This window comes from Kaistia nematophila (genome assembly GCF_026343855.1).
Taxonomy (GTDB): domain Bacteria; phylum Pseudomonadota; class Alphaproteobacteria; order Rhizobiales; family Kaistiaceae; genus Kaistia; species Kaistia nematophila.
The window spans coordinates 467,398-478,958 of record NZ_JAPKNK010000003.1; the positions used below are offsets into that span (position 1 = coordinate 467,398).

11 protein-coding genes are annotated in these 11,561 nt (G+C 64.2%); 6 read left to right on the forward strand and 5 right to left on the reverse strand.

What is annotated here, in order from left to right:
- The first annotated feature begins 35 nt into the window (after positions 1–35).
- The gene (greA, locus tag OSH07_RS10810; protein ID WP_266338642.1) at positions 36–509 is read left to right on the forward strand and encodes a transcription elongation factor GreA; all 474 of its coding nucleotides are present in this window, start codon (positions 36–38) and stop codon (positions 507–509) included.
- Positions 510–631: 122 nt separating this feature from the next.
- On the opposite strand, the gene OSH07_RS10815 is transcribed toward greA, so the two are convergent.
- The gene (locus OSH07_RS10815) at positions 632–1,729 is read right to left on the reverse strand and encodes a glycosyltransferase family 8 protein (RefSeq protein ID WP_266338643.1); all 1,098 of its coding nucleotides are present in this window, start codon (positions 1,727–1,729) and stop codon (positions 632–634) included.
- Positions 1,730–1,779: 50 nt separating this feature from the next.
- The gene (locus OSH07_RS10820) at positions 1,780–3,060 is read right to left on the reverse strand and encodes a cytochrome P450 (protein ID WP_266338644.1); all 1,281 of its coding nucleotides are present in this window, start codon (positions 3,058–3,060) and stop codon (positions 1,780–1,782) included.
- Positions 3,061–3,194: 134 nt separating this feature from the next.
- Here OSH07_RS10820 and OSH07_RS10825 point away from each other — a divergent pair, with 134 nt between their 5' ends.
- Positions 3,195–3,923: a glycosyltransferase family 25 protein gene (locus tag OSH07_RS10825; protein ID WP_266338645.1), complete on the forward strand. Its 729-nt coding sequence runs from the start codon at positions 3,195–3,197 to the stop codon at positions 3,921–3,923.
- Between the two features lie 47 nt (positions 3,924–3,970).
- Here OSH07_RS10825 and OSH07_RS10830 read toward each other — a convergent pair whose 3' ends face one another.
- Complete coding sequence (locus OSH07_RS10830; protein WP_266338646.1) at positions 3,971–4,879, reverse strand: glycosyltransferase family 17 protein; 909 nt, start codon at positions 4,877–4,879, stop codon at positions 3,971–3,973.
- Between the two features lie 429 nt (positions 4,880–5,308).
- Between OSH07_RS10830 and OSH07_RS10835 the strand changes: the two genes are divergently transcribed.
- A complete protein-coding gene (locus OSH07_RS10835; RefSeq protein WP_266338647.1) occupies positions 5,309–6,070 on the forward strand; it encodes a glycosyltransferase family 2 protein in 762 nt (253 codons plus the stop codon).
- 24 nt (positions 6,071–6,094) lie between these two features.
- Here the strand turns inward: OSH07_RS10835 and OSH07_RS10840 are convergent, their stop codons facing one another.
- Entirely contained in the window at positions 6,095–6,559 is a 465-nt protein-coding gene (locus tag OSH07_RS10840) for an Lrp/AsnC family transcriptional regulator (RefSeq protein WP_266338648.1), read from the reverse strand.
- Positions 6,560–6,777: 218 nt separating this feature from the next.
- On the opposite strand from OSH07_RS10840, the gene trxB reads away from it, so the two are divergent.
- Positions 6,778–7,746 carry a thioredoxin-disulfide reductase gene (gene trxB / locus OSH07_RS10845; RefSeq protein ID WP_266338668.1) on the forward strand — a complete coding sequence of 323 codons (969 nt, stop codon included), beginning with the start codon at positions 6,778–6,780 and terminating at the stop codon, positions 7,744–7,746.
- A 43-nt stretch (positions 7,747–7,789) separates the two neighbouring features.
- On the forward strand, positions 7,790–8,680 hold the full coding sequence (locus OSH07_RS10850; protein WP_266338649.1) for a LysR family transcriptional regulator: 891 nt from the start codon (positions 7,790–7,792) through the stop codon (positions 8,678–8,680).
- Between the two features lie 467 nt (positions 8,681–9,147).
- On the opposite strand, the gene msrP is transcribed toward OSH07_RS10850, so the two are convergent.
- Positions 9,148–10,119, reverse strand: a complete 972-nt coding sequence (gene msrP / locus OSH07_RS10855) for a protein-methionine-sulfoxide reductase catalytic subunit MsrP (RefSeq protein WP_266338650.1) — start codon at positions 10,117–10,119, stop codon at positions 9,148–9,150.
- 206 nt (positions 10,120–10,325) lie between these two features.
- On the opposite strand from msrP, the gene OSH07_RS10860 reads away from it, so the two are divergent.
- On the forward strand, positions 10,326–11,528 hold the full coding sequence (locus OSH07_RS10860; protein WP_266338651.1) for a pyridoxal phosphate-dependent aminotransferase: 1,203 nt from the start codon (positions 10,326–10,328) through the stop codon (positions 11,526–11,528).
- The last annotated feature ends 33 nt before the right edge of the window (positions 11,529–11,561 follow it).

Here is an 11,561-nt window from a genome sequence, read left to right on the forward strand (position 1 = left end):
CCGGGGCCAAGAAGGAAGAAAAGGCCAGAAAGACCATGGAAAAGGTTCCGATGACCGTTGGCGGTCATGCGGCTCTCGAAGTGGAGCTGAAGCGTCTGACCTCGGAAGAGCGCCCGCGCATCATCGCGGCGATTTCGGAAGCGCGCGCGCATGGCGACCTTTCGGAGAACGCCGAATATCACTCGGCCAAGGAAGCGCAGAGCCACAATGAGGGCCGCATCGCGGAGCTCGAGGACAAGCTCTCGCGCGCCGAAATCATCGACGTGAGCAAGCTGACCGGCGAGACGATCAAGTTCGGCGCCACGGTCAAGCTCGTCGACGAGGACACCGAGGAAGAGCGGATCTACCAGATCGTCGGCGACCTCGAAGCCGACGTCCGTTCCGGCCGCATCTCGATCTCGTCGCCGATCGCGCGCGCCCTGATCGGCAAGGGCCCCGGCGACACAGTCGCCGTCACCGCCCCCGGCGGCGAGCGCTCCTACGAAGTGCTCGAAGTGGCGTTCCGCTGAGAAGCGGGCTTCCGCCCACAGGCGGATAATTCAGGCTCCGGGGCGGCCGCGATCGATGCGCGGCCGCCCCGTCGTCTATTCGGCCCGGACAGTCTTCGCGCCGGAAAGCGGCGTGGCGCGCGCTAGACTGCCGCCCTGACGCGTATGCGCTTGCGATAATAGACCACGTCCTCGATGCCGGTCGCCTCGAACGGATCGTCCGACAGGTCGATCCGGCTGATCCCCTGCACCACGTCCTGATACTGGCCCGCATCCAGCCGCGACTGGATCGCCCGCTTGAAGACGCGCCGCATCCGCGACCATTCCTCGAACATCTCGCGCTTCCGTGCCGGCATCGCGTGATTGTAGACGGCCTGCCGCAACTGGTCGCAGAATGCGTGCCAGTGATAGGAGCCGGCCCGGAAGCCGGACCGCTCCTTCAGGCCGATGCGCTCGAAGCCCTGATCGTAGAAGGCGATGTGATGATCGCCGAACGGAAACAGGCGCGCATCCCAGGGACGCCTCGGCCCGACATAGTGGACGATCGCCGGATCGATCAGCGATTCAAGCTCCAGCCGGAGCAGGAAGGTCTGGAAGTTCCACCTCGGCGAGAGGCAGTTCCACGCGCCCTTCAGGCTGAAGTTGAGATAGTCCTGGTCGCCCGACATGCCGATGCCGGGCCCCGCGCTCTCGCGCTTGAACGCCGCATAGCTTTGCAGCATCGCCCGATGATCGAGCGCGTTCCACTTCTCGACATCCATGAGCAGCAGGCCCGAGTTGAATGTCCTGCCGTCGGTGATGCCGAGACGCTTCTTGTAGAGCCCGACATCGAAGCCGTGCTGGGACGCCCCCTCGTCCATCATCCCCTCGCCCGCGGCGAGGGGAAGACCGCGCATGTCCATCTCGAACAGGGGCGATACCGGCCCCAGTACGCTGACATCCGCGTCGAGATAGAGGGCGCGGTCATAGGTCCCGGCGAAGACCATCGGCGCGAACATGCGCGTGAACGACATGCGCGCCCACGCCGCGCCGGTGTTCTCAAGCCCCTCCGGGACATAGCGGCCGAGGTCGTTCGGGAGGATGCGGACGCCGTCCGGCACCCGGTAGCCCGCTGCGGGCTCGCCGTCGAGCAGGATGGCGACGTCGAAATTGCGACCGGGCTCCCGCACCAGCGCGCTGCTGACGGCAAGCGCGATGGGCAGGAAACGGTCATTGACGACGAAATAGACGACGTTCCGCATGACGGTCCTGTCGGATGGATACGTGTTTCAAGAACGGGCCGCCGGTCGGATCACGCGTCCTCCAGCAGCTTCAGCCTGGCGCTGAAGGCGCTGCTCGGCTCGAAGTGGAACACGCCGCGAACTGGCGGACCGTCCGCGACGACCTCCCAGTCCAGGGTGGCGGCGAGTTCCTCGATGAAGACGGCGCTCGTCTCGATGGTCCAGTCGCCGCCGAGGCAGCGGTGCTTGTCCATGCCGAAGGGCGCGTAGGCATCCATCGACTGCTTCTCGCCGAGGAAGCGGGTCGGGTCGAAGGTCGATGGCTGGACGAACTTGTTCGCGTCGCGATGCCCTTCCCAGACGCAGATCCGCACGCGCGTGTCCTTGGGAAAGAAGAAGCCGTTGAACACGATGTCGCTGGTGGTGGCACGATGAATGAACTCGCTCTGCTCCATGCGCAGCGATTCCTGCGCCATCGACCGGGCGAGCGCCCGCCGTTCCGGCCCCGCCGCCGCCGCGCGAACGCGGGGAAGGATCGACGGATCCCGCGACAGCATGTTCATGATCCAGAACCAGAGGCCGTGCAGGTCGTAGCGCGACGCCTCGGTCATCTGGATCAAATTGCCGATGACGGTCTCGTCGGGATCGCCCTTGGCCAAGGCGATGGCAAGCAGACTTTCACTGTCCTTCCCCTCGCCGTGCTCCTTCTCGATCACCTGCCCGACAATGGTTCGCAGACGCTTGTAGGCTGCCCTGTGCTTGTCCTTGGCGACCAGGAAGATCCCGTTCGGCGCGTATTCGTTATAGGCGTTCTCCAACGGCTCGTAGAACGGACTGTCGCGCTTCACGCCAAGGATGAGCCGCAGCTGGATTTCCGTCGTCGCCTTCTTGAAGGCGTGGGTAATGGTCGCCGCGGACAGCGGCCCCTCCATCCGGGACAGACCGACCAACGTCTTGCGGACCACGCTCCGCATGAACGCATCGTGATCCGCCAGGTTCAGTCCCTTGAAGATATCGATGAAGATCCGGCGATACTTGCGATGCGTGTCGCCTTCCATCGCCCGCAGGAACCCGAACGGGAACAGGTCGCTGAGATCGGTCGTCGCGGCGCGGGTCTTGCCCTCGTTCTCGTTCAGGAACTTGCGGCCGATCTCGTGCCCCACGATGCAGGTCGTGAACTTGCCGCCCCACCAGACCTTGAAGATCGGCCCGAGCCGCTCCGACTCCTTGATCAGCAGCATCTGATCGGCAAGCGCGGTGTTGGAGAGAATGCGCAGACGTCCAGGCGGAAGCGGCTTGCCCTTGAAGGCAGCGCGAAATCCATGCTGCAACGTTACCCGGCGAAGATGCAATTCTTTCCCGAGACGCCTCAATCCGATCAAGTGATTATCGGGCATGACCAGACTCCTGTTGCGTAAATCATCTGTACTTGTTCAAATCAATATTTCATACAACTCGGAAATCGAACCGCCGAAGAGCCAAGCGAATGAGATCCGTCGTCATTAGTCTCGCGAGAATGGAAGAGCGGCGGACCCAGATCGCGGATCAGTTCGGAGCCCAGGGGCTCGACTTCGATTTTCTGGATGCCTTCGACGCCCGCCAGGACGCGCATATACCGGTGTCGCGCTATGACGAGGCGGCGAGCCTTGCCCGCTACGGCGCGCCTCTAAAGCCGGCCGAGATCGCGTGCTATGCGAGCCACTATGCCGCTTGGCAGCTCTGCCGCGAAAGCGGCGAGCCCCTGGCGATTTTCGAGGACGACGTCGTGCTTCATCGAGGCTTTGCCGAGGTGCTGCAACTGGCGGCGTCGCGCATCGAGCGACATCGGCTGATCCGCCTGTTCGGCAAACACGCTCGCAAGACCCGGGATCTGGAACAGCTGACATCAGGCTACCGCCTCGTCCGATTCCTGCACGGACCGATCGGCACGCAGTGCTACTGCCTCTCGCCGGATGGGGCCGCCGCCCTCCTCGCCCATGCCGACCGCTGGAGCGAACCGGTCGATCACTATCTCGACCGCTTCTGGCTGCACGGGCTCGCGAGCAAGGCGATCCTCCCCTACCGGCTGGAGGAAATGGACCGCGCCAAGATCGAGGGCGCGATCGGCGAGCGGCGGCAACGCCGGCGCGGCAAGGCGAAATTCCGCAGGGAATGGACCCGCCAGACCGATCTGGCCGCTCGCTGGCTCTACAATCTGCGCCACTGGCCACGCTGAGGCCGGATCCGGCACGTCGGGGGACGGCAGCCAGGCCCCCTCCGGCATTACGCGGCCCCCAGGGCAACGCGCTGCGCGCGGGCCGGTGCGGGGCGCGTCTCCAGCGGCGGCGCGATCAGATGGGCGAACAGCGCCTGGTTCTCCCGCACATAGGCGGGAAAGGTCTCGTCGAGGTCGCGATGGAACAGCCTGCGGCTCCCCATGTCGCTGATCGCGATTCCGGCCGAGAGCAGGCGCTCGAGCTTGTCCGAATTCAGATAGTCTTCCGGCACGGTGTTGTGGGCGGCATAGGACTTCAGCTTCCGCCGGATCGCATCGATGCCGCCGAGATAGGAGAAGTGCCAGCCCGCATTGCGGACGACGCGGCGCCGGACAATCTGGCGCATCTGCAGCGACGCCTTGATCGCGCGCGGAATGTCGTGCCGCCACGAAGGCGAAGGGCCATAGACTTTGCGCAGGCGCTCCATGGTCCGGAGATCGGCACGACGGACGGCGCGCGGACCGCTGCGCAACCAGAACGCGTCCAGTTCGAGATTCAGGAAGTAGTTGAACATCCTCAGCTCGAAGCAGAGCACCTCCCGCGCGCGCGGCGGCTCGGCCCTCAGGCGGCGCAGCGTCTCGGCCGACAGGATTTCATCGAGGTCGGAGAGCAGGACGATGTCGTCCGGCGCAGCATCGCGCACCCCATCCAGCAATCCGTCGCACTGCTTGCGCCGGCGTGCCCAGCCGTCCTCCTGCCCGCCCGAGGTATCGACCACGATGTAGACGATCTTGTCTTCAAAAGCCTTGAAACGCGCCCGATTGAGCTCGAAATGCAGCGGCTTGGGCTGCCCGGAGAAGGTAGTCGTAGCTTCGGCAATAACAAAACGGTCGACAAACGGCGCCATCTCATGCAGCCGGATCTCGAGCAAGTCGAGTTCATTGAAGAGCAGAAAACAATCGAACAATCGCACCATGCGGTCCGCCGAGACAAAAAAACAACCAATAAGATCGAAGGCCAAAATAACAAATGGCCAACTACCACAGGTTGCCATTACAACCTACGGTATATTAAGGATTTCGACAATTCCGCCGCGGAATCGTAGAACTGTTCTCAAATTAATCACAACACCCGGCGCCTGGCTCAACCGAATTCCGCTGCGTCAGTGAATATTCACAACGGCGTGATCTTTTGGTCGCGTCTTAGCCGAGCCACACTCCCGCCACAGTGACGGCGGTCACAACCTCGCCTGCCCGCATGAACAGAACCCAAGGACGGAAAGTCGCGCGGCGCAGGCCCTGAAAGCGCCCCGATCCGCTTTACCTTGGCGCGCTGAGGCCCCACAAAGGCCTGCACCTCTTCAAGGCCGGCGGAATCGCCACGCGAGTTCGCCCAGGACCCATCCATGCTTTCGGCAAACCAGGTCGCGTCGCTATCGGCGATCATCATCACCAAGAACGAGGCCCGCGATCTGCCGGCCTGCCTCGCCTCGCTTTCGTTCTGCGACGAGATCGTCGTCGTCGACAGCGGATCGACGGACGCGACGGTCACGATCGCCGAGGCGGCCGGCTGCCGGGTTCTGATCCGCAGCGAATGGGCTGGTTTCGGAGTGCAGAAACAGCGTGCTCTCGATGCAGCCACCAGCGACTGGGTGCTGTCGATCGACGCCGACGAACGGATTCCGCCAGCTCTGGCGACAGAGATCCGCGCGGCGCTGGCGACGGCCGATGGACCGGCCGGCTATCGCGTCAATCGTCTCAACACTTTCCTGGACAAGCCGCTGCGCCATGGCGGCTGGTATCCCGATCGCCATCTGCGGCTCGCGCGGCGCGACGTCGCCCGCTTCACCCCGGATCTCGTGCATGAGAAACTGGTCGTCGACGGCGCCGTCGGCGAGCTTTCGACCGAGATGTCGCATCTGAGCTATGTCGATTTCGACGAGGTGCTGGACAAGCAGCGCCGCTATGCGCTCTCCGGCGCCGCGCAACGGCAAAAGAGCGGCCGAAAGGGCGGCGTCGGCAAAGCGGCGCTGCGCGCCGTCTGGCTGTTCTTCCGGCTCTACGTGATCAAGCGCGGCTTCCTGGATGGCCGCGCGGGCTTCCTGGCCGCGGCCGCAAACGCGCAGGAGATGTTCTGGCGCTACGCCGCGACCGGCTGGAAGCCATAGGGACCGAGGATCGCGCTCGCTACCCTATTCGATCGGAACCAGGGGCTCGTCCTTGATGCGGCGGATGGTGAGCGTCGTGCGGACGCTGGCGACATTGGCCGCTGCCGTCAGTTCCTCGACGAAGGCCTGGAAGGATTTCAGCGTCGGAGCGACGCATTTCAGGATGAAATCCGCCTCGCCCGAGAGCATGTAGCACTCGCGCACGATCGACCAGTCGCGCACGCGCGCGCCGAACGCCGCGAGATCGGCCTCCGCCTGGCTGGACAGCCCGATCATCGCGAAGGCGGTGACGTCGTAGCCAAGCGCCGCCTCGTCGACCAGCGCGCGGTATCCCTCGATGATCCCCGCCTCCTCGAGCGCGCGCATGCGGCGCAGGCAGGGCGGCGCGGAGATGCCGGCGCGGCGCGCCAGCTCGACATTGGTGATGCGACCGTCAGCCTGCAATTCCTTCAGGATCTTCCAGTCGATCGCGTCTAAACGGGCTTTCACGCTGGCCTCACGGCGAAAGTATCTCTTTCAGGAAAGAAAGCCGGGGATGCAGGGCGGCAATCGGATATTCGAGTCTGGCCCAATTGCCTTGATTCGGAAACAATTGTTCGCGAGAACGCACAGGATCGCATAGCTCGCACAACTGTATGCGCTCCACACACCCCTCCAGGGACGCTGCCTTCAAAAGCGGATGTCCCGACACTATGTCTGGGCCCATCATGCAGCACGCCAAGCTCATCATCGTCGGATCCGGCCCCGCCGGCTACACCGCCGCCATCTATGCAGCCCGCGCCATGCTGGAGCCGATGCTGATCGCCGGCGTCCAGCCCGGCGGGCAATTGACCATCACCACCGACGTCGAGAACTATCCGGGCTTCGCCGACGTCGTCCAGGGCCCCTGGCTCATGGAGCAGATGCGCGCCCAGGCCGAGCATGTCGGCACCAAGATGGTGTCCGACCACATCGTCGAGGCGGACCTGTCGCAGCGCCCCTTCATCCTGAAGGGCGATTCGGGCGAGGTCTATGCCGCCGACGCGCTGGTGATCGCCACCGGCGCGCAGGCGAAATGGCTCGGCATCGACAGCGAGCAGAAGTTCAAGGGCTTCGGTGTCTCCGCCTGCGCCACCTGTGACGGCTTCTTCTACCGCGACAAGGACGTCGTCGTGGTCGGCGGCGGCAACACGGCGGTCGAGGAAGCGCTCTATCTGGCGCATATCGCGAAAAAGGTGACGATCGTCCACCGCCGCGACCATTTCCGCGCCGAGCGGATCCTGCAGAACCGCCTGTTCGGCCTCGACAATGTCGAGGTGATCTGGGACAGCGTCGTCGACGAGGTCGTCGGCAAGACGGGATTCCCGCCTTCGGTGACGGGGGTGAAGCTGCGCAACGTGGTGACCGGCGAGGTCAGCGAGCGCGAGACGCATGGCGTGTTCGTGGCGATCGGCCACGCGCCGGCGGTCGAGATCGTCCGCGGCCAGCTCGACCTGAAGCCGTCCGGCTATATCTGGACGGCGCCCGATTCGACCGCAACCAGCATTCCCGGCGTCTATGCCGCCGGCGACGTGACGGACGAGACGTTCCGGCAGGCGGTGACCGCGGCGGGTCAGGGCTGCATGGCGGCACTCGAGGCGGAACGCTGGCTGGCGGCCAATCCGGTTGTGACCGAGACCGCAGCCGCCGCCGAATAGAAACGATAACAGGGCTGGTGGTTGCGGAGGGGGCTGTCCATCCATGGACTGGGACAAACTGAGGATTTTTCACGCGGCAGCGCAGGCCGGCTCTTTCACCCATGCCGGCGAGGCGCTGGGCATGAGCCAGTCGGCCGTCAGCCGCCAGGTCGGCGCGCTGGAGCAGGATCTCGGCGTCCCCCTCTTCCACCGCCATGCCCGCGGCCTGATCCTGTCCGAACAGGGCGAGCTGCTCTACCGCACGTCGCAGGACGTGATGCAGAAGCTCGAGGGCGTGAAGATCCGCCTGACGGATTCGCGCGAGAAGCCGACCGGCACGCTGCGCATCACCACCACGGTCGCGCTCGGCTCGACCTGGCTGACCCAGCGCATCAATGAATTCGTCGACCTGCATCCGGACCTGAACCTGCACCTGATCCTCGACGACCAGGAGCTGGACCTGACCATGCGCCAGGCCGACGTGGCGATCCGCCTGCGCCAGCCGGTGCAGCCGGACCTGATCCAACGCCGGCTGTTCACGGCGCACTATCACGTCTACGCCTCGGAGGACTACGTCGCCCGCTTCGGCAAGCCCGAGACGCTCGACGACCTCGAAGGCCACCGCATCGTCACCTTCGGCGTGCCGGTGCCGCCCAATATCCGCGACGTGAACTGGCTGGAGATCGCCGGCCGTTCCTCGGACAACCCGCGCGAGCCGGTGGTTCGAATCAACAACATCTACGCGATCAAGGCTGCCGTCGAACGCGGCACGGGCATCGCCATCCTGCCGGACTACATGATCGAGGAAGGCTCCTCGCTCGTGAAGCTGATGCCGGAGGCACAGGTGCCGAGCTTCCCGACCTATTTCTGCTATCCGTCGGAGCTCAAGAATTCCGCCAGAGTGACGGCTTTCCGCGATTTCATGCTGGCCAAGGCTCAGAACTGGCAGTTCTGAGCCGCCACTGCCCTGAATCCAGGCACAGTTTTGTGACAATGCCCGGACAGATCCGCGCGGCATTTTGAATGTTTTCCCTAAGGTTCCAGATTTAGGGCGCTAAGCGGAATATTTTTCCATATCGTCAGCAAAATATCCCGCCTCGGGCGCAGATATCTCGTCGAGACGAACACGGCATTGCGTTATGCCGGAAATGCATAGCTGTGATGCACGTCTGCTGGTTGATTAGGCAGCCTGACCAATCCATATACGGGTCAGTTGATGCGTTGGGCCGCCGCTCCCTCCTCCCTGCGGTGGGCTCGACCTCAGCTGTTCCCCTCTGGAAGGTGTTTGCTGCGCATTTCCCTGCCGCAGCAACAAAGACTTAGCCGGGCCTCGCAAGAGTGCCCGGCCTTTTCTTTTCTGAGCCGACTTTCGAGATCGGACAGCGCGCCCGATCTCAGATATCGCCTACAAATCAGGCATGCTCACATATAGAGCGCTTCGCTCTCCAGCCCCTTGTAGAGCCCGGCGACGAATTCCCCATAGCCATTGAAGAGCTGCGTCGGCACCCGCTCGTTCGTGCCGATGACGGTCTCCGACGCCTGGCTCCAGCGCGGATGCGGCACCTCGGGATTCACATTCGCCCAGAAGCCGTATTCCGAGGATTGCAGCTGCTGCCAGAAATTGACCGGCCGCTCCTCGACGAAGCTCACCTTGACGATCGATTTCATCGACTTGAAACCATATTTCCAGGGCGTGTGCAGGCGGATCGGCGCGCCCATCTGCTTCAGCAGCGGCTTGCCGTAGACGCCCGTCACCATGAAGGCGAGCTCGTTGGTCGCCTCGGCCATGGTGAGCCCCTCGACATAGGGCCAGGGATAGAAGGGCTGGTTCTGGCCCGGCGCCATCGCCGGATCCAGGAAGGTCTCCATCTGGATGTATTTCGCGCCCGAGAGCGGCTTGGCGAAGGCGACGAGATCGGCGAGCGGGAAGCCGGTCCACGGCACCGTCATCGACCAGGCCTCGACGCAGCGATGGCGATAGAGCCGCTCTTCCAGCTTCATCGCCTTCAGGAGGTCGTCGATGCCGACGGTCTTCTCCTTCTCGACGAGCCCCCCGAACTGGATCGTCCAGGGCCGGATCTTCAGCGCCTGCGCCGCGTCGGCGAGCTCCTTGTCGGTGCTGTATTCGTAGAAGTTGTTGTAGTGCGCGTTGATCTTTTCCGGCGTCACGTCGCGCTCGATCTTGTAGCGCGGATTGCGCGCCGCCGGGTAAAGCCCGGCGCTCGGGTCGGCTTCGGCGGCGCGGGCGAGGCCGGGCAGCACCATCGAGCCGGCCGCAAGCCCGATCGCCCCCATGCCGGCCGCGGCCAGGATCTCGCGGCGATTGAGAAAGACCGATTCGGGGGTCGCGCGGTTCTCCGGAATCTCCCAGCCGCGCTTGCGACGAATGAGCATCGTTCTCTCCAGATTTCAGGATTGGCCCCACGGGCCAACAACTAGGAAGTCCGAGACGAAGGTCAAATCACTTTGACGTGGACGCCGGGGCTCCTGGCGGCGGCGAGGAAGCGGAAGCGATAGTCATCTTCCCTTGCCATCCCGCGCCTCCCAGACTAGTTTCCGCGCCGCACAAACCCCTCTTCTTTCCACCTTCGGAGCCCCAAATGGCCTTCCTCGCCGATAGCCTCGCCCGCATCAAGCCGTCCGCGACCATCGCGGTCACGAACAAGGCGCGCGAGTTGAAAGCGGCCGGTCGCGACGTCATCGGGCTCGGCGCCGGCGAGCCCGACTTCGACACGCCGGAGAACATCAAGGAAGCCGCGATCGCGGCGATCCGCGAGGGCAAGACGAAGTACACCGCCGTCGACGGCATTCCGGAGCTGAAGGCGGCGATCTCCGCCAAGTTCAAGCGCGAGAACAACCTGACCTACGCCCCGAACCAGATCACGGTCGGCACAGGCGGCAAGCAGGTGCTCTACAACGCGCTGATGGCGACGCTGAACCCCGGCGACGAGGTCATCATCCCGGCGCCTTACTGGGTGTCCTACCCGGAGATCGTGGCGCTCGGCGGCGGTACGCCGGTCGAGATCGTCGGCCCGCAGTCGAGCGGCTTCAAGATCGGCCCGGAGGCGCTCGAAGCCGCGATCACGCCGAAGACCAAGTGGCTGATCCTGAACTCGCCGTCGAACCCCTCGGGCGCGGGCTATACGCGCGCCGAGCTGCGGGCGCTAGCCGACGTGCTGCTCAAGTATCCGCAGGTCTGGATCATGACCGACGACATGTACGAGCACCTCGTCTTCGACGGCTTCGAGTTCTCGACCATCGCCGAGGTCGAGCCGAAGCTCTATGACCGCACGCTGACGGTGAACGGAGTCTCGAAGGCCTATGCCATGACCGGTTGGCGCATCGGCTATGCCGGCGGCCCGGTCGAGCTGATCAAGGCGATCGGCACGATCCAGTCGCAGTCGACCTCGAACCCGTCCTCGATCTCGCAGTGGGCGGCGGTCGAGGCGCTGAACGGCCCGCAGGACTACATCCCGAAGAACGCCGAGATCTTCAAGAAGCGCCGCGACCTCGTCGTCTCGATGCTGAACCAGGCGAACGGCATCGTCTGCCCGAACCCGGAAGGCGCGTTCTACGTATTCCCGTCCTGCGCCGGCACGCTCGGCAAGACGACCGCCGGCGGCAAGCTGCTCAAGACCGACGAGGACTTCGTCACGGCGCTGCTGGAAGAGGAAGGCGTCGCGGTGGTGCAGGGCTCGGCCTTCGGCCTGGCGCCCTATTTCCGCATCTCCTACGCCACCTCGACCGAGGCGCTGGAAGAAGCCTGCACGCGCATCCAGCGCTTCTGCGGCAACCTCCGCTAAGGCAATGACGGGCGGCCGCGGCCGCTCTGCTCT

Coding starts and splice junctions, on each gene's coding strand:
- greA (WP_266338642.1), top strand. CDS start 36: ATGGAAAAGGTTCCGATGACCGTTGGCGGTCATGCGGCTCTCGAAGTG.
- OSH07_RS10815 (WP_266338643.1), bottom strand. CDS start 1,729: ATGCGGAACGTCGTCTATTTCGTCGTCAATGACCGTTTCCTGCCCATC.
- OSH07_RS10825 (WP_266338645.1), top strand. CDS start 3,195: ATGAGATCCGTCGTCATTAGTCTCGCGAGAATGGAAGAGCGGCGGACC.
- OSH07_RS10830 (WP_266338646.1), bottom strand. CDS start 4,879: ATGGTGCGATTGTTCGATTGTTTTCTGCTCTTCAATGAACTCGACTTG.
- OSH07_RS10835 (WP_266338647.1), top strand. CDS start 5,309: ATGCTTTCGGCAAACCAGGTCGCGTCGCTATCGGCGATCATCATCACC.
- trxB (WP_266338668.1), top strand. CDS start 6,778: ATGCAGCACGCCAAGCTCATCATCGTCGGATCCGGCCCCGCCGGCTAC.
- OSH07_RS10850 (WP_266338649.1), top strand. CDS start 7,790: ATGGACTGGGACAAACTGAGGATTTTTCACGCGGCAGCGCAGGCCGGC.
- msrP (WP_266338650.1), bottom strand. CDS start 10,119: ATGCTCATTCGTCGCAAGCGCGGCTGGGAGATTCCGGAGAACCGCGCG.
- OSH07_RS10860 (WP_266338651.1), top strand. CDS start 10,326: ATGGCCTTCCTCGCCGATAGCCTCGCCCGCATCAAGCCGTCCGCGACC.